Annotated in this window: 14 protein-coding genes; 4 read left to right on the forward strand and 10 right to left on the reverse strand. The window is 72.1% G+C overall.

Annotated elements, in window-relative coordinates; genetic code table 11:
• Nucleotides 1-88 precede the first annotated feature (88 nt).
• Nucleotides 89-2,323, reverse strand: a complete 2,235-nt coding sequence (locus OG245_RS14685) for an MMPL family transporter (protein WP_371623964.1) — start codon at nucleotides 2,321-2,323, stop codon at nucleotides 89-91.
• Nucleotides 2,324-2,443: 120 nt separating this feature from the next.
• The gene (locus tag OG245_RS14690; RefSeq protein WP_215106662.1) at nucleotides 2,444-3,016 is read right to left on the reverse strand and encodes a TetR/AcrR family transcriptional regulator; all 573 of its coding nucleotides are present in this window, start codon (nucleotides 3,014-3,016) and stop codon (nucleotides 2,444-2,446) included.
• A 184-nt stretch (nucleotides 3,017-3,200) separates the two neighbouring features.
• On the opposite strand from OG245_RS14690, the gene OG245_RS14695 reads away from it, so the two are divergent.
• The gene (locus tag OG245_RS14695) at nucleotides 3,201-6,638 is read left to right on the forward strand and encodes a S41 family peptidase (protein WP_371623965.1); all 3,438 of its coding nucleotides are present in this window, start codon (nucleotides 3,201-3,203) and stop codon (nucleotides 6,636-6,638) included.
• 138 nt (nucleotides 6,639-6,776) lie between these two features.
• Here OG245_RS14695 and OG245_RS14700 read toward each other — a convergent pair whose 3' ends face one another.
• The 4 genes from OG245_RS14700 to OG245_RS14715 all read right to left on the reverse strand — a co-directional run bounded on the left by OG245_RS14700 (nucleotide 6,777) and on the right by OG245_RS14715 (nucleotide 10,522).
• Nucleotides 6,777-6,971, reverse strand: a complete 195-nt coding sequence (locus tag OG245_RS14700) for a hypothetical protein (protein WP_371623966.1) — start codon at nucleotides 6,969-6,971, stop codon at nucleotides 6,777-6,779.
• Nucleotides 6,972-7,071: 100 nt separating this feature from the next.
• Nucleotides 7,072-7,965, reverse strand: coding sequence for an SDR family oxidoreductase (locus OG245_RS14705; protein ID WP_371623967.1), 894 nt, complete (start codon nucleotides 7,963-7,965; stop codon nucleotides 7,072-7,074).
• Nucleotides 7,962-8,915: an alpha/beta fold hydrolase gene (locus OG245_RS14710; RefSeq protein ID WP_371623968.1), complete on the reverse strand. Its 954-nt coding sequence runs from the start codon at nucleotides 8,913-8,915 to the stop codon at nucleotides 7,962-7,964. Before OG245_RS14710 ends, OG245_RS14705 begins: the two co-directional genes overlap by 4 nt.
• Complete coding sequence (locus OG245_RS14715; RefSeq protein ID WP_371623969.1) at nucleotides 8,912-10,522, reverse strand: flavin-containing monooxygenase; 1,611 nt, start codon at nucleotides 10,520-10,522, stop codon at nucleotides 8,912-8,914. The genes OG245_RS14710 and OG245_RS14715 overlap by 4 nt, the downstream gene beginning before the upstream one ends.
• 168 nt (nucleotides 10,523-10,690) lie before the next feature.
• Between OG245_RS14715 and OG245_RS14720 the strand changes: the two genes are divergently transcribed.
• Nucleotides 10,691-11,335 (forward strand): MerR family transcriptional regulator, encoded by a 645-nt coding sequence (locus OG245_RS14720; RefSeq protein ID WP_371627890.1) that lies wholly within the window; start codon nucleotides 10,691-10,693, stop codon nucleotides 11,333-11,335.
• A gap of 67 nt (nucleotides 11,336-11,402) precedes the next feature.
• Here OG245_RS14720 and OG245_RS14725 read toward each other — a convergent pair whose 3' ends face one another.
• Entirely contained in the window at nucleotides 11,403-12,218 is an 816-nt protein-coding gene (locus OG245_RS14725; RefSeq protein ID WP_371623970.1) for an exodeoxyribonuclease III, read from the reverse strand.
• Nucleotides 12,219-12,268: 50 nt separating this feature from the next.
• Here OG245_RS14725 and OG245_RS14730 point away from each other — a divergent pair, with 50 nt between their 5' ends.
• Nucleotides 12,269-12,760, forward strand: a complete 492-nt coding sequence (locus OG245_RS14730; RefSeq protein ID WP_371623971.1) for a GNAT family N-acetyltransferase — start codon at nucleotides 12,269-12,271, stop codon at nucleotides 12,758-12,760.
• Between the two features lie 49 nt (nucleotides 12,761-12,809).
• Here the strand turns inward: OG245_RS14730 and OG245_RS14735 are convergent, their stop codons facing one another.
• Together OG245_RS14735 and OG245_RS14740 are read right to left on the reverse strand one after the other, a co-directional pair.
• Nucleotides 12,810-13,271, reverse strand: a complete 462-nt coding sequence (locus tag OG245_RS14735) for a GNAT family N-acetyltransferase (RefSeq protein WP_371623972.1) — start codon at nucleotides 13,269-13,271, stop codon at nucleotides 12,810-12,812.
• A gap of 44 nt (nucleotides 13,272-13,315) precedes the next feature.
• A complete protein-coding gene (locus OG245_RS14740; protein WP_371623973.1) occupies nucleotides 13,316-14,848 on the reverse strand; it encodes a sigma-70 family RNA polymerase sigma factor in 1,533 nt (510 codons plus the stop codon).
• Nucleotides 14,849-14,986: 138 nt separating this feature from the next.
• Here OG245_RS14740 and OG245_RS14745 point away from each other — a divergent pair, with 138 nt between their 5' ends.
• Entirely contained in the window at nucleotides 14,987-16,012 is a 1,026-nt protein-coding gene (locus tag OG245_RS14745) for a multiprotein-bridging factor 1 family protein (protein ID WP_371623974.1), read from the forward strand.
• A gap of 56 nt (nucleotides 16,013-16,068) precedes the next feature.
• On the opposite strand, the gene OG245_RS14750 is transcribed toward OG245_RS14745, so the two are convergent.
• Entirely contained in the window at nucleotides 16,069-17,289 is a 1,221-nt protein-coding gene (locus OG245_RS14750; protein ID WP_371623975.1) for a S1 family peptidase, read from the reverse strand.
• Nucleotides 17,290-17,535: the final 246 nt, after the last annotated feature.

The following is a 17,535-nucleotide window of genomic DNA, read 5'->3' on the forward strand; positions in this document are numbered from 1 at the left end:
CCGTCCCCACAGGTAACCGGCGCTTCCGGGGCCACGCTCCGCTCGGACGCGGCCCCGGAGCTGGGAGGACACCGCCGGGACGGACGGGTCAGACGCGGACGAGCTCGCGCTCACCCTCGCCGCCGCCGTCCCCGGGCCCCTGTTCGGAACCGGGCTCGTCGGTCAGCTGCTTCCGCAGCTTCTCGCCCTCCACGTCCACGTTGGGCAGCGCCCGGTCCAGCCAGCGCGGCAGCCACCAGGCCCGCTTGCCGAGCAGGGCAAGGACGGCGGGCACGATCGCCATCCGCACCACGAAGGCGTCGAAGAAGACGGCGATGGCGAGCGAGAAGCCGATCATCTTGATCATCTGCTCGCTGGAGCCGATGAAGCCGGAGAAGACCGCCATCATGATCACCGCCGCGGCCGTGACCACCCGTGCGCCGTGCTTGAAGCCGGTCACGATGGCCTGCCCGGGGCTCTCGCCGTGGACGTACGCCTCGCGCATCCGGGTGACGAGGAAGACCTCGTAGTCCATCGCGAGACCGAAGACCACACCGACCATGAAGATCGGCATCATGCTCATGATCGGACCGGTCTGCTCGACGCCGAAGAGCGAGCCGAGCCAGCCCCACTGGAAGACCGCGACGACCGCGCCGAGGGCCGCGACCACCGAGAGCAGGAAGCCCAGGGCCGCCTTCAGCGGGACGAGGATGGACCGGAAGACCAGCATCAGCAGCAGGAACGCGAGGCCGACGACAAGTGCCAGGTAGGGCAGCAGCGCGTCGTTCATCTTCTGCGAGAAGTCGATGTTCATCGCGGTCGCGCCGGTGACCAGCACCTCGGCGCCGGTGTCCGACTTCACGTCCGCACCCGCGTCACGGATGGAGTGGACGACCTCCTCCGTGTCGTGGGAGGACGGGCGGTCCTTCGGAATGACCGTGATCGTCGCGGTGTCGCCGGCCTTGTTGAAGGCGGGCGGGATGACGGCGCTGACGCCGATGGACTCGATCTCCTCGGAGACCCGATCGGCGGCGGCCTTGCCGTCGGAGCTGTTCTTCGTGTCGACGACGACCAACAGCGGACCGTTGAACCCGGGGCCGAAGCCGTCCGAGAGCATGTCGTACGCCTGACGCTGCGTGGTCGACTTCGGCTGGGCGCCGTCGTCGGGCAGGCCCATCTCCAGCGAGGCCGCCGGTACGGCGATGATGCCGAGGCCGAGCACGCCGACGAGCATCACCCAGACCGGCTTGCGCAGCACGAACCGCGCCCAGCGGGTGCCCATGTTCGGCTTGGCCTCGGAGCTCTTCTCCGCCTCGGCGGCCTTGCGCGCCTTGCGGCCCATGACCCGCTTGCCCGCGAAGCCGAGGGCGGCAGGCACGAGGGTGAGCGCGATGAGGACGGCGATGGCCACCGTTCCGGCGGCGGCGAAGCCCATCTTCGTCAGCATCGGGATGTTGACGACGGCCAGGCCCACCAGGGCGATCACCACGGTCAGACCGGCGAAGACGACCGCGGACCCGGCCGTGCCGACGGCCCGCCCGGCGGCTTCCTCGTGCTCCCGGCCCTCGGCCAGTTCGGCGCGGTAGCGGGAGACGATGAAGAGGGCGTAGTCGATGCCGACGGCGAGCCCGATCATCATGGCGAGGATCGAGGTGGTGGAGCCCAGGTCCAGCACACTGGCCAGCGCGGTGATCGTGGAGACCCCGATACCGACCCCGACGAGCGCGGTCACCAGCGGAAGTCCGGCGGCGACCAGCGAGCCGAAGGTGATGACCAGGACGATGGCGGCGATGACGACACCGATGATCTCGGCGGTCCCGGTGTGCGGCATGACCTGGAGGGCGTCACCGCCGATCTCCACCTTCATCCCGCTCTTCTGCGCGTCCTTGCCCGCGTCCTCCAGGGAGTCCCGGGTCGCGTCGGTCAGCTCCATGGAGCTGACCTTGTAGGAGACCGAGATGTACGCCGTCGAACCGTTCTGGCTCACGGCCTGCTGCTCGAACGGGTCGGCGACCGAGGCGATCTGCTCCGAGCCGGACTGAAGCTCCTTGACGATGCCGGTGATCTCGCTCTTGTTGGCGGGATCGGTGACCTTCTCGTCCCCGGCCGCCTTGAAGACGACACGGGCGGTGGCACCGTCGGCGCTGGTGCCGGGGTTGCGCTGATCCAACAGGTCGAAGGCGCGCTGCGCCTCCGTACCAGGAATGGAGAAGGAGCTGGAGGTGGCGGCGGGCGCGGTGGCCGCACCGATTCCGGCGACCGCCAGCAACGCCACCCAGATCAGGGCGACGAAGCGGCGGCGGCGGAAGGTGAGCCGTCCGAGCTTGTAGAGGAAAGTGGCCACGGGGGCGTACTCCCGGTCAGGTCGTGTGAGTGGAATTGGGCGTGAGGAACCAGCCCGACGACGAGAGCGGCGTGTCAGGTGGAGCGTCGGGGAGAGGGCCGTACGGGTGGGACGGGGACGTCAGACACCGAGGGCGGGGAGAACCACGGAATCCACGTAATCGATGAGGAACTCCTGGTCGACAGGACGGTCCTCGATCAGCTGCCGGGCGGCCAGCGCGCCGACCAGCATGTGCGGGATGTACTTCAGCGCCGGATTGTCCGGTCGCAGCTCACCCCGGTCCATCGCCCGTTGCAGCATCTGGTCGAAGCCGGTCATCTCCGGCTCGATCAGCAGCTCGCGCAGGGCCTGGAGCAGCTCGGGGTACTCATGGACGGCATGGCTCAGACCCCGCATCAGCGCGGCGTCCTTCTCCATCTGGCAGTCGTCGGTCCGGCTCAGCGCGGTATGGAAGTCCCCGCGCAGCGAACCGGTGTCGATGTCCGCGAGGTTCCCCGGCTTGTTGTGCCGCAGCGCCTTCGCGACCAGCTCGGGCTTGGAGCCCCACTGGCGGTAGAGGGTGGCCTTGCTCGACCGGGTACGGGCGGCGACGGCGTCCATGGTCAGGGCGTCGTAGCCGACCTCGCGGAGCAGGTCGAGGACGGCCTCGTACAGCTCGCCCTCACGCTCGGGGGTCAGCCTGGTGCGTGCCATGTGCCGACCTCCTTCGCTTCATCTGTCCGGTGTCCCGCTCCTTATCGCTCAGCCCCGCTCGCCATCGAACGAAACCGTTTCGTACACCTGAACCGTACCCGTACGGTCCAGCGAAACGAAATCGTTTCGCTTGTGTCCTGCACCACAAGTTGCCCCGGGCCCCGCGCACCGAAAACATTGGGGGGTGAGTGACGACGTCGCGTATCTCCGTTTCCCGCACCTTCACCAGGACTTGCTGTGCTTCGCGGCCGAGGACGACCTCTGGGTCGCGCCCCTCGCTCCCGCCGGGCACCGCCCCGGACGGGCCTGGCGGGTGACCGTGGACCGGACCCGGGTCAGCCATCCGCGCTTCTCGCCCGACGGCTCCTCCCTCGCCTACACGACCTGGCGCACCCTGGACCCCGAGATCCACCTCGCCCCGGTGGACGGCGGCCCGGCCCGCCGGCTCACCCACTGGGGCTCGACCGACGCCCGGGTCTGCGGCTGGAGCCCCGATCCGGGCGACGCCTGCCAGATCCTCGCCGTGTCCTCGCACAACCAGCCGTTCTCGTACTTCTCCTGGGCCTACAGCGTCCCCACCGACGGCGGCCCCGGCGGCAGGCTCCCCTGGGGCCCGGTCTCCGACATCGCGGTCGCCGACATCGACGGCGAGCGCCGCACCCTGCTGCTCACCGGCACGCCCCCGCACGAACCGGCCGCCTGGAAGCGCTACCGGGGCGGGGCCATGGGCCGCCTGTGGCTGCACGGCGAACGCCTGCTCCCGGACATCGGCGGCCACCTCGCCAACCCGATGTTCGTCGGCCGCCGCATCGCGTTCCTCTCCGACCACGAGGGCGTCGGCAACCTCTACTCCTGCCTGATGGACGGCACCGACCTGCGCCGGCACACCGACCACGACGCCTTCTACGCCCGGAACGCCTCCAGCGACGGCCACCGGGTGATCTACCAGTGCGCGGGCGAGCTGTGGCTGGTCGAGGACCTGGAGTCGCCCGACGCCACCCCGCGCAAGCTGGAGGTACGCCTCGGGGGCCCGCGCACCGGCCGGCGCGTCCACCAGGTGCCCGCCGCCAGCAACGTCGACTCGCTCTCCGTCGACGAGACGGGCCGGGCCAGCGCCGTCACCGTACGCGGCAGCCTCTACTGGCTCACCCACCGCGACGGCCCCGCCCGCACCATCGCCGACACCCCCGGCGTCCGGGTGCGGCTGCCGGAGATGCTCGGCAGCGGCGGCCGGGTCGCGTACGTCACCGACGCGGACGGCCCCGACGCGGTCGAGATCGCCTACCTGCCGCGCGCCAGCGGCGACCGGCCCCCGCGCAGGCTGGCCTCCGGGCTGCTGGGCCGGGTCCAGGAGATGGTCTCCGACCCGGACGGCGAGCGCCTCGCCCTCGCGTCGAACGACGGCCGCCTGCTGCTCCTGGACACGGAGGAAGGGGAGGCGGAGCCCCTGGAACCGGAGCCCCTGGAACGGGAGCCCCTGGAACCGGCGGCAGAAGCTCCGGAAGCCGCGGAGCAGGCCCCCAGCGGCTCGACCCGCGCCGACCTGCACGCGGCCACGGGCGCGGCGGCCCCGGGCAGTGCCACGCCGATCGACGAGCACCCCGGCCTCACCGAGCTGATCCGCTCGGTCAACGGGCCCGTGCGCGACCTCGCCTTCTCCCCCGACGGCGACTGGCTGACCTGGTCGCACCCGGGCATCGGCCGCTCGCTGCGGCAGATCAAGCTGGCCCGGATCTCCGGGCCCGGCGCCCCGGTGATCGTCGACGTCACCAACGGCCGCTTCGAGGACGAGAACCCGGTCTTCACGGAGGACGGCCGCTACCTCGCCTTCCTCTCCTGGCGCGGCTTCGACCCGGTGTACGACGTCCACACCGGCGACCTGTCCTTCCCGCTCGGCTGCCGCCCGTACCTGGTCCCGCTCTCCTCGGCGACGCCCTCCCCCTTCGCGCTCTCCCCGGACGGACGTCCGGCGGCGGGCGGCCTGGACCCGGTGGACGTGCCGGAGGGCGGTACGACGGAGGGGTCCACGGTCATGGTCGAGTTCGAGGGGCTGGAGAGCCGGGTGACACCGTTCCCGGTCTCCGCCTCCAAGTACTCGGCGCTGGCCCCGGTGAGCGGCGGCGGTCTCGTCTGGCTGCGCTGGCCGATCTCGGGGGCGCTGGGCGAGACGTTCGCGAACCCGGCCGACATGTCGGGGCGTCCGACGCTGGAGCACTTCACCATCGCGAAGGCCCGCAGGACCGAACTGGTCGACCACCTCGACTGGTTCGCGGTCAGCGGCGACGCGTCCCGGCTCGTCGTGATGGACGACGGCGAACTGCGCGCCGTGCCCGCGACCGAACCGGGCGACAGCGACTCCACGGTCTATCTGGACCTGCGCCGCATCCTGCACGAGGTCGATCCGGGCGCGGAGTGGCGGCAGGCGTACGGCGAGGCGGGGAGGATCATCCGCTCCTACTTCTGGGAGCCGGACATGTGCGGCATCGACTGGCGCGAGGTGCTGGACCAGTACCGCCCCCTGGTCGAACGGGTCGCGTCACCCGACGAGTTCGCGGATCTGCTGCGCGAGGTGCTGGGCGAGCTGGGCACCTCGCACGCGTACGTCTCCCCGGCCCGCCGCAACGAGGGCCCGCCGCACTACCAGCGCGCGATCGGCCTGCTGGGCGCCAACCTGGTCTGCCGGGACGGGGCGTGGACCCTCCAGCGCATCCTGCCCGGCGACTCCTCGGACTCCAAGGCCCGTTCGCCGCTGGCGGGTACGGGGATCAGGGAGGGCGCGGTCCTCACCCATGTCGACGGCCGCCCGGTGGACCCGGTGGCGGGCCCGTACCCGCTGCTGACGGCGGCGGGCGGCACGACGGTGGAGCTGACCTTCTCCCCGGCGGGCGGGGGCCCGTCGCGCCGGGTGGCGATCATGCCCCTGGTCGACGAACGCCCGCTGCGCTACCAGGACTGGGTGGCCAAACGCCGCGAGGTCGTACGGGAGTTGAGCGGCGGCAAGTGCGGCTACCTGCACATCCCCGACCTGGGCGGCTCCGGCTGGGCCCAGTTCAACCGCGACCTGCGCCTGGAGGTGTCCCGCCCCGCCCTGATCGTGGACGTACGGGGCAACGCGGGCGGCCACATCAGCGAGTTGGTCGTGGAGAAGCTCACCCGCAGGATCCTCGGCTGGGACCTGACCCGCAACGCCCAGGCGGTGAGTTACGCCTCCAACGCGCCGCGCGGCCCGGTGGTCGCCCTGGCCGACGAGGCGACCTCCTCCGACGGCGACATGATCACCGCCGCGTTCCGGCTGCTGAAGCTGGGCCCGGTGGTGGGCCAGCGCACCTGGGGCGGTGTGGTCGGCATGACCGGCCGCCACCGCCTGGGCGACGGCACGTCGATCACGGTCCCGATGAACGCGGCCTGGTTCGACACGTACGGCTGGTCGGTGGAGAACCACGGCGTGGAACCGGACGTGGAGGCCCTGCGCACCCCGCTGGACTGGGCGGAGGGCCGGTACGCGGTCCTGGACGACGCGGTCCGCCTGGCCCTGGAGCTGCTGGCCGCGCACCCGGCGGCGACGCCGCCGTCCTACGACACGGCGCCGGACCTGCGGCGTCCGCCGCTGCCGCCGCGGTGACCCGGGGCGGGGCCCCCGGGGTCACGCCGAGAGGTGGCGCACACGGAGGAGGCGCACCCGGTCGCCCGGGTGCGCCTCCTGGAGCGACGCGTACGCACGCGCGAACCGCAGCACGCACGCGTCACACCTCGATGACCGTCAACGGTCAAAACGCTCGCGCGCCTGGTCCTTCGCGTCCCGGGCACGGTCCTTCACGCCCGAGGAGGAATCCGACTCCTGGTCACGGCCCTGGGAGGCCCGGTCCTGGGCCTGGTCCCCGCCCTGACCGGCCTTCTGCTTGGCCTGGTCGGCGAGCTCCTGCGCCTTGTCCTTGAACTGGTCTGCGATACCCATGCCGTTCACTCCTGTGGGATGCGTGAGGTACGTGGGGGACGGCCCCCCGCGGGGCCTCGCCCAGCGTTGCACGGCCCGACATCCCACGCATTTCGTACCGCTACGTACGGTCAGCACGCTCCGCGCGGGCGTCCTGGTCCGCCGCTCCCCCGGCCCCCACCAGCCCCTTCGGCACCGTGTGCAGCCGTGACTCGAACCGCCGCATCTCGCGCTGCCCGCCGATCGCGGTGACGGACGGGAGATAGCCGCGGACCGACTGCATCCCGCGCAGCCACCACTGGGCGTACACGTGCGGGGAGCGCCGCGCGATCCCGTCCACGATCCGGTCGACGGCCGGGCCGAGCGGGTACGTACGGTTCAGCGGCCACGGCAGCCGCTGCCGCAGCTCGCGCATCACGTCGTCCTGGTCCGCGCCGCGCACCATGTCGGTGTCGGTCCAGGAGAGGTAGCCGACGCCGACCTTGACGCCCTTGTAGCCGACCTCGGCACGCAGGCAGTGCGCGAAGGCCTCGACGCCCGACTTGGACGCGCAGTACGCGGTCATCATCGGGGCCGGGGTCATCGTGGCCAGCGACGCTATCTGGAGGAAGTAGCCGCGGCTCTCCATCAGCACCGGCAGGAAGGCCCGCCCGGTGACCGCGCCCCCGATGAGGTTGACCTCGATGACCCGCCGCCAGGCGTCCGGGTCGGAGTCGACGAACGGGCCGCCCGCGGCGACGCCCGCGTTGGCGACGACGACGTCGACCTTGCCGAAGCGCTCCTTGACCTCGCCCGCCACCCGGGCCATCGCCTCGTGGTCGGTGACGTCGGCGAACCAGTGGTCGCTCTCGCCGTGCAGCCGCTCGGAGACGTGCTTCAGCTCGTCCGGCTCCAGGCCGACGAGGGCCAGCGTCGCACCGCGCGCCGACAGCTTGCGGGCCAGCAGCTCGCCCACGCCCCGGGCCGCGCCGGTGACGACGACGACCTGTCCCTCCAGACTCCGCTTGCCGCTCATGCGACATCCTCCTTCTCCGCCGTGGCGGCTTTCCCCTGGGCGGCCGTCCCCGTGGAGACGTACCGGGTGACCAGCTCCCTGATCCTCGCCGTGACGGCCTCCGGGGCCTCCACCGGCGTCATGTGCCCCATGCCCGCCAGCTCGGTCAGCCCGAGCCCGAGGGGCAGCGCGGCCGCGATGGCCCGCGCGTGGACCGGCGGGGTCAGCCGGTCGTCCGTGCCGGCGATCACCGCGGTCGGCACCCGCAGCTCCCGCACGCCCGCCGTGAGGTCGAGGCCGGCGAGCACATGGCCCCACTCCACCCTCGCGCGGCGCGGGCAGGCGTGCACGATGCGGGCGCACGCGTCGACCCGGCCGGGCGCCGAACCGGCTCCCATCGTGGCGTACTTGAGGACCTTCCTGGAGACCGGGGTGACCGGCCCGAGCGGTGCCCTCGCGCCCAGTACGGCGGTGGTGAGCCGGGTCCGCAGCGCACCCGCGCGCAGCGGCAGGACGCGCGCCTCGGCGGCCAGCAGCGCACTGCCGGTGGAGCAGAGCAGCACGGCGGCGGCGTGCTCGCGCAGTCCGGGGCGCGCGGCGGCGGCCATCATCGTCATCGCGCCCATGGAGTGCCCGGCGAGCACCGCCCGGCGGCCCGGGGCGAGCGTCGCGGCGAGGACCGCTTCGAGGTCGTCGGCCAGCGCGTGCGTGCTGTAGCCGCCGGGGCCGGGTTCGGGGGTGAGCCCGTGGCCGCGCTGGTCGTAGGCGATGACCCGGTGGTCGGCGGCCAGGTCGCGTATCTGGGCGTCCCAGAAACGGGTGTTGCAGGTCCAGCCGTGGGCCAGGACGACCGCCGGGGCGTCCTCGGGGCCGTGGAGTTCGACGTGGAGCCGCGAGCCGTCGGCGGAGCGCGCGGTCAGCTCGGCCGAGGGCACCGGCGGTACGGAGTCGCGGTGCAGGAGGCGGCTCATCGCGCGGCCTCCTCGGCGACGGAACCGGCGCCGGAAGCCGTGCCGGACGTGGCGGTCACGGTCTCGCGGTCGGCGCGGCCGGGCTGTTCGGGGACGCGCCCGCTCCCGGCGGCCCGTCCCGTCCCGCCCGCCGCACCGGCCCGGACGACGTCGTACTCCGCGAGGTCCACCGAACGCGTCTGCCGCCGGAACTCACCCGTGGTGCCGGGCCAGACGGTGGTGTTGCGGCCCGCCTCGTCCAGATACCAGCTGGTGCAGCCACCGGTGTTCCACACCGTGCGCTTCATCCGCTGCTGGACCCGGTCGTTCCACGCGGTGACGGCGGCGGAGCGGGCGCCGAGCGCGGCGCGTCCGCCCAGCACGTTCAACTGCCGCAGATAGTCGGCCATGTAGTTCAGCTGGGACTCGATCATCAGGATCATGGAGGAGTTGCCGAGCCCGGTGTTGGGGCCGATGATCGTCATCCAGTTGGGGAACCCGGCCGCGGTCGCACCGCGCAGCGAGTTCATCCCGTCCTTCCACGACTCGGCGAGCGTGATGCCCTCCTCGCCGACGACCCGCTCCGCGATCGGCATGTCCGTCACGTGGAAGCCGGTGCCGAAGATGATCGCGTCGACCTCCGCCTCGCTCCCGTCGGCGGCGACCACCGTGGAGCCGCGTATCTCGCTGAGCCCGGAGGCGACGACGTCCACGTTCGGCTGGGCGAGGGCCGGATAGTAGGTGCTGGAGAGCAGGATCCGCTTGCAGCCGATGCGGTAGCCGGGGGTCAGCTTGGCCCGCAGGGCCGGGTCCTTGACGGCCCGCGCCATGTTGGACTTGGCGATCCTCTCGACCAGGCCCAGCTGGTCGGGGTGCTTGGTGAAGGCGCTGACCTGCAACTCCCTGATGCCCCACAGCAGTCCGCGGCGCGCCGTGCCGGTGACGGGGACGGCCCGGTGCAGTGCCCGCTCGGCCTTGCTGATGACGCGGTCCATGCGCGGCATGACCCAGGGCGGGGTGCGCTGGAAGAGCGTGAGCTTCGCGGTCCTCGGCTGTATCGCCGGGACGATCTGGATCGCCGACGCGCCCGTGCCGACCATCGCGACGCGCTTGCCCGCGAGGTCGTAGTCGTGGTCCCAGCGCGCGGAGTGGAAGACCTTGCCGGGGAAGGAGTCGAGCCCGGGTATGTCGGGCGTCTTCGGGTCGGAGAGCGGCCCGGTGGCGGAGACGACGACGTCCGCGTGGAGCACGGCCCCGTCGACGGACTCGATCACCCAGTACAGGTTCTCCTTGTCCCAGGTCATCAGCTTCACCTCGTGGTTCAGCCTGATGTGCGGGCGGAGCCCGAAGGTGTCGGCGACGCGCTCCAGGTAGGCCCGGATGTGCTGCTGCCCGGAGAAGGTGCGCGGCCAGTCGGGGTTGGGGGCGAACGAGAACGAATAGAGGTGGGACGGCACGTCGCAGGCGCAGCCGGGATAGCTGTTGTCGCGCCAGGTGCCGCCCACCGAGCCGGCCCGCTCCAGGACGACGAAATCGGTGATGCCTTCGCGGCGCAGCCGTACGGCGGCCCCCAGGCCCCCGAATCCGGTTCCGATCACCGCCACACGTACATGCTCCTGCTGGGCCATGCTGCCGCCTCCCGCGGTACGTCACACGACTCTGCCAGCAATCACTGGCATTGTTCGGAGAGTAGAGGAGGTCCGTACTGATGGGTAGGGGGCGGACCGAGGAAAGTTACCGGCGGTACAACATAGGGTGCCCCTGTGGCCGAAGGACGCGAGCACCGCGAATACCGCATGGAGGAGCTGGCCGAGGAGGCCGGCATCACCGTGCGGACCCTGCGCTTCTACCGGGAGCGCGGGCTGATCCCACCGCCTCGCCGCGAGGGCCGTATCGCCTGGTACGACGACCACCACCTGGCCCGGCTGCGGACCATCGCGGGCCTGCTGGAGCGCGGCCACACCCTCAACGGCATCGCCGACCTGGCCGCCACCTTCGAGAGCGGCCGGGACGTCGCCGAGGTGCTGGGCCTGGGCGAACCGACCGAGGAGACCCCGGTCCGCCTCACCCCGGAGCAGCTCGCGGACTACTTCGAGGGCGAGGTCACGCCGGAGAACCTCGCCACCGCACTGGACCTGGGCTATCTCGCCACCGACGGGGACGAGATCGTGCACATCAGCCGCCGCCTCCTGGAGGTGTCGGCCGAGCTCGTACGGGAAGGGGTGCCGCTGTCCACGGTGCTCTCCTCGGGCCGCCGCGTACGCGAGCACGCGGACGCGCTCGCCGAGATCTTCGTACGCGTGCTGCATGCCCACACCAAGGAAGCCGAACCGGCCCAACTCCGGCCACTGGCCCGCGCGGTGGTGGACGCCGAGCTGTCCATGGCCCTCGACCGGAGGCTGCGCCGCGAGGACGGCACCCAGCCCCCGAAGTCCGACTGACGCACACGCCGTGCGGGGCTCCGAAGCCACGGGGCTCCGGACTCCGGGACCCCGGAGCCCCGGGGGACTACCGCTCGTAGACGACCGTCACCGGGGCGTGGTCGCTCCAGCGCTCGCCGTGCGTGGCCGCCCGCTCCACCCACGCCTTCACCGCGCGCCCGGCCAGCCCCGGGGTCGCCATCTGGTAGTCGATGCGCCAGCCGCTGTCGTTGTCGAAGGCCCGCCCCCGGTACGACCACCAGCTGTACGGCCCCTCGACGTCCGGGTGCAGCGCCCGCACGACGTCCACGTACGCGGCCTCCTCCAGGACCCGGGTCAGCCAGGCGCGCTCCTCGGGGAGGAAGCCGGAGCTCTTGCGGTTGGCCTTCCAGTTCTTCAGGTCCGCCTCCTGGTGGGCGATGTTCCAGTCGCCGCACACCACGACCTCACGGCCGTCCGCCGCGGCCCGCGCCTTCAGCCCCTGGAGGTAGGGCAGGAAGGCGGCCATGAAGCGCTCCTTCTCGTCCTGGCGCTCGGTGCCGACCTCGCCGGAGGGCAGATACAGGCTCGCGACGGTGACACCGGGGAGGTCGATCTCCGCATACCGGCCGCTCGTGTCGAACTCCTCCGCCCCGGCGACCCCGAAGCCGCCGAAGCCGATCTGGACCCGCTCGGGGGCCTGCCGCGCGTAGAGCGAGACGCCGGCGCGGCCCTTGGCGGCGGCGGGCGCGTGGACGGTGTGCCACCCTTCAGGGGTGCCCACACCTTCGGGCAGCTGGGCGAGCTCGGCCCGCACTTCCTGGAGGCAGACCACATCGGCGTCGGTCCCCGCCAGCCACTCGGCGAAGCCCTTCTTGGCGGCGGCGCGGAGCCCATTAACATTCACGCTGGTAACGGTGAGCATCCAGGAACAGTACCCACTCCACCCCTACGCATAGATGTACGATATTTAGCATGATTATTCAGACACGTCCGTTCGACCACCCCGACGCCGTCAAACTCAACGACCAGGTGCAGCTCGAATACGACGAGCGCTACGGCGATGGGGGCGATCTCACACCGCTCGACCCCTCGATGTTCCTTCCGCCGCGCGGCCTGTACCTGCTCGCCTACGACGAGCAGGACCGACCCGTGGCGACCGGTGGCTGGCGGACCCAGGACCGCAACGCCGAGGGTTACTGGGACGGCGACGCCGAGATCAAGCGGATGTTCGTGATACCCGAAGGGCGCGGCAGGGGCCTGGCCCGGCGGATGCTGGCCGCCCTGGAGGAGGACGCGCGCAACGCGGGCCGCGTCCGGATGGTCCTGGAGACCGGCGACCAGCAGCCCGAGGCCATCGCGCTGTACGCGTCGAGCGGCTACACGGTGTGCGAGAAGTTCGGCCACTACCGGGAGTACGAGAGCAGCATCTGCATGGCCAAGCCGCTCCAGCGGCCCGGCGCCTGATCCGGCTCCCCGGGTCCCGGGGAGCCGGCCCGTCCGGCGGGGCGGTCGCTCAGGCGCTCCCGCCGAGCACCAGGACCACGTGCTCGTTCTCGCCGTGCCGCTCGGTGCCGGTCGCCGTGAACCCGCACTTCTCCAGCAGGCGTACCGAGCCGGTGTTCCCGGCGACGGGGTCCGCGTACAACGGGCGTGCCGTCTCCCGCTCCAGGAACGCGGTCAGCGCACGGGTGCCGATGCCCCGGCCCCAGTACGGACGGCCGAGCCAGTAGCCGATTGTGCGCCGCTCGCCGTCCCACCAGGCCACGATGTTCCCCGCCGTGGCGCCGTCCACGACGACCGTCTGCACGAGGTTGGCGGGGTCCCCCAGCACCTTCGACGTCCAGTGCGCCATGAACGCCTCCCGCTCCCGGGGCGGGAAGCGCGATCTCCGGACCGCCTCCGGGTCGTGCTCGTACGCGAGGAAGAACTCCAGGTCCGCTGGTTCGACATCCCTGAGATGCACGCTGCTCTCCATGCCGACCGAGTCTGGCACCCGCCACTGACAGTCGGCCCGGCCGCTCAGCGCGGGGTGGCCAGCACCTGGGTCCAGTAGGGGCCGCGCGGGGAGTCGGCGATGCCCACGCCCACATGGACGAAGTCGCAGTTGAAGATGTCGTCGTCGCGGCCCGGGCTGTCGCGCCACTCCTCGACGACCGCGGCCGGATCGCTCGTGCCGGTCGCGATGGTCTCCCCGACGGCCGACCAGTCGTAGCCCGTGGCGTCGACCCGGTCGCCCGCGCCCCGGCCCGAGGAGTCGGTGTGGTCGAAGTAGCCGTGCGCGGCCATGTCCTCGGAGTGCCGCTGGGCCACCTCGGTCAGCCGGGGGTCCGTCTCCAGCTCCGGGCAGCCGTTCGCGGCGCGCAGGCTGTTGACCCGGGTGACCACGCCCGCTTCCGGGCGGGGGCGCGGCTCGGCGGGCTCGGGCGGAGCGGAGGGCGACGGGGCGGCGCTGGGCGGCCGGGTGGCGGCGGTGCGGCTCGGCGTCGGCGAGGGCGGGGCCGTGGTGGGCGTGGGGAGCGGCTCGGCGGGGGCGGCCGCGGGCGGCGGGGCCGAGGGGCTGCGCGTGACTCCTCCCCCGCCCCGGGCTTCGGGCGGAGCGGGGGCGGAGGGCCAGATCAGTACGGCCAGGGCCGTCACGGCGGCCGCGCCGGCTATGAGCCCCGCCGCCTTCCCGGCCGAGAAGGCGGCGGAGGGGCCGGAGGCGGCAGGGCCGGAGGCGAGCGGCGCGGAGGCGGTCGCGGACGCGGCGGCCGGGGCCGCCGACGAGGCGAAGGCCACCGCCGCCTGCTGCCCGCTGTCGTAGAGCGGCACCACCAGGGCGAGCCCGGAGAGCAGCCCCTCCGGCGGAACCAGCCCCGCACTGCCGTCGGAGCAGGAGGCGCAGCCCCGTACATGGCGGGCGATCCGCTTGCGCCACAGCGGCGTCGGCGTACCGTCCCAGTCGCCCAGCAGGTCCTGGAGGGCCGGGCAGCGCGGGTCGGACGCCAGGGCCCGGACGACCGCGCGGCCGACGTCGAGCTGGTTCTTCACCCGCTGGACGCGTACGGCGGCGTGCTGCGGGGAGAGGCCGAGCGCCTCGGCGAGTTCGGGCCGGGTGAGGTCGCCGGTCGTCTCCAGCCACCACAGGGACAGCACGTCGCGCTCGGAGTCGTCCAGCCAGCGGGTGGCCTCGGCCGTCTCGCGCCGCTGGCCGGAGAGTTCGAGGCGCAGGATCGTCAGGTCGACGAAGTCGGCGGCGGGGTCGGCGGGCTCCTCGGCCGCCTCCAGCGGGGCGGGGCGATGGCCGAGACCGGACCAGCGGCTGCGGACCTGGTTCATGGCGATGGCGACGAGCCAGGACCGGAAACGGGACGGATCGCGCAGCGAGGGCAGCCCGGACAGCGCCCGGAGCATGGTCTCCTGCACCACGTCGTCCACGTCCGGATGGCCGTTGAGGGCGCGCCCGACGACGTTGTAGACCAGGGGGAGGTACTGGGCGGCCAGCCGGTCCCCGGCGGCCCGGTCGCCCTCCCGCGCCGCGATGACCAGAGCGATGCTGTCCACGTCGTTCACGCCCTTCGTTCGGTCCGCACCGGGATGTGGGACAGGTCACCCCTGAGGGTTTTGTTATCCGTCCCCCGTCCGGTGGTCAACCAGTATGCGGGGGCCCGTAGGCCGTCCCGCCGAGAGAGTGCCGGGAACGGGAGGGACATGTCGAGCGATACGGACACCGAGGCGCAGGTCACCGAGGCCCACGCCACCGCGGCGCGGACGGGCGAGGCCATCACCGCCTCGGCCCTGCACGCGGCGGCGACCGGCGCCGACACCTTCCCCGGGGTCCTGCGGGAGGCTCTGAACCGCCGCGGGCTCTCCCTGGAACGGGTGAGCGAACGGCTCAGGGTGCGGGGCATCGCCATCAGCCAGGCCACCCTCAGCAGTTGGCAGCGCGGCCGCAGCCAGCCCGAACGGGCCCGGTCCCTGCGGGCGGTGGACGTGCTGGAGGAGATCCTGGAACTGCCCGCCGGAGCCCTGCGCTCGCTGCTCGGACCGCGCCGCCCGCGCGGCCGGATCACGCCGCCCGGCGCGGAGGGCGCGGCGCTCCAGATCCTCGGCGAGGACTCCGTGGTGGAGAAGGCGCTCGGCGCGCGCTTCCGCCACTTCAACCAGGAGACCAGCTCCCTGATGGTCCACGACATCGTGAGGATGGGAGAGAGCGGCACCCTGAGCGCGATCTCCACCACGAACGTGCTGCGGGCCAGCCGGGCGGGGGCCGACCGGGCGATCTTCGTGCTCAGTTTCGACGACGAGGCGGCCGAACCGGTCGACATCAGGGTCAGCTGCGGACGCCTCGCCGAGGCCACCTACCTGAAGGGGCTCAAGTCCCTGGTGCTGGAGATCCACTTCGGCCGGGAGCTGGCCAAACTGGACACGACGGTGGTGAGTTACGCGGTCGAGGTGAGCCCGTCCGAGATGCCTGCCACCCACTACGAGCGCTGGTCGCGGACCAATCTCCACGAATACCTCCAGCAGGTCTTCTTCCATCCCGGCGCCCTGCCGTCGGACTGCCACCGCTACGTCCGGGAGAAGGTCGGCGACCCGCCCCGCGCCCGGCGGCGCATCCCGTTGAGCGATGCGCACGACGTCCACGTGCTCACCTCCCGGTGCAAGCCCGGCGTCCACGGGGTGGCGTGGGACTACGGGACGGGAACAGGTGGAACGGGAGACCGCCCAGGATGAGTGGACGGCCTCCCGCGTGGGGGGTGGCCTTCGGCCGGTCCGGATCCGTCGTCCGGCTACTTGGTGTTGAGCGTCAGCCCGTAGTACGCGAGGGCGTCGTCGAGCGGCTGGAAGTAGGAGGAGCCGGGCGAGTTGACCTGGCCGTTGCAGCGCTGGTTGCTGGGACCGCCGGACGTCATGCCCTGGGCCTGGTCACCGGAGATGTACGCGCCTCCGCTGTCCCCTCCCTGGGTGCAGACGCTGGAGCTCGCCAGGCCGGTCACGACGGTGTCCGGGCCGCCGTTCTGGTCGGTGTAGGTGACGCTGACGTTGTACGAGCCGACCTTGCCGCAGGTCCAGTTGGTGGTCTGGCCGGACTTGCAGAGCGCCGCGCCGGACGGGGCCCGCTTGCTGCCCCTGACCGGGACGGTGCCGGCCCTGCCGTACGTGGTGACGTCGAGGCCGATCGAGTGGCCCGCGTCGACGGAGGCGATGCCCATGTCGACGCTGCGGGTGCCCAGCGCGAACCGGGTGTGGGTGCCCTTGGCGAACCGGGTGCCGTTGTAGGCCAGCGCGGGCAGGTCCTCGATGCAGTGCCCGGCGGTCACGAGCACCTGCTTGCCGCCGCGGTCCTTGGCGCCGTAACCGACGGAGCAGAGATAGCCGTTGAAGGTCATCCGGCTGCCGGGCGGGACGACGGCCTGGGTCTCCAGCTTCTCCTGGCCCTTCACGACGCGTACGGCGTCGCCGTTGCTCCTCGCCGCCTTGAGGAAGCTGCGGGTCGCGGCGTCGGAGTCGCCGTTGACCTCGACGGTCACGGTGTCCGACGCGAGGTCGACCGACCACGCGGACACCCCGGCCGGGGCGCTCCCGAGCGCCTCGGCGTCGAGCCGCGCCTTGATCCGGTCCAGCTCGCTCTCGCCGCGCTCGGGGACGCGGACCTTGAGCCCCGCCGCCCGGACGTCCTTCGCCGCTTCGGCGTCGGCGGCGTTGACGACCAGCGAACCGTCCTCGGCGAAGAAGGCCCCGAGCGTGTCGACCCGGTCCTTCCGCAGCTCCGCGAACCGGTCCTGCTGGTCGGCCTCGCGGTCCAGCCGCCGCACCGCGGCCTTCTCGCTGACGCCCAGGGTGGTGGCGAGCGCCTTCACCATCTCCGGCTGGTACACCGGAGCCGAGGGGGCCGAGGGCTCCGACGTCGTACCGGCATAGGCTCCCGTGGCGACTCCGGCCGACAGGAGGACGCCGATCGAGGCGGCCACGACGGATCTGCGCGCGTTCTTCTTCCTGCTGTGCTTCACGCGATTCCTTCCGCTACGCAGGCAAGCGTCCAGACAATGGGGGGGGGTGGCCACACCGCGCCTGGGGAAGCGCGACGTGTTCCATGGACACTGCCCGGCGGCGATGACATGTTCCTGTCGCCGCGCCTCGAACTCTGGCGCAGCCGTAACTGCCGCGACAAGAAGTGGCGGTGGGGCTCTTTTCTACAGAACTGGCCGAGAACTGTAGAGAAACCCGGCGGAGACGTGGTGGAACGGCGGCAGCGG

Origin of the sequence: Streptomyces sp. NBC_01116, from assembly GCF_041435495.1 — a bacterium.
Classification (GTDB): Bacteria; Actinomycetota; Actinomycetes; order Streptomycetales; family Streptomycetaceae; genus Streptomyces.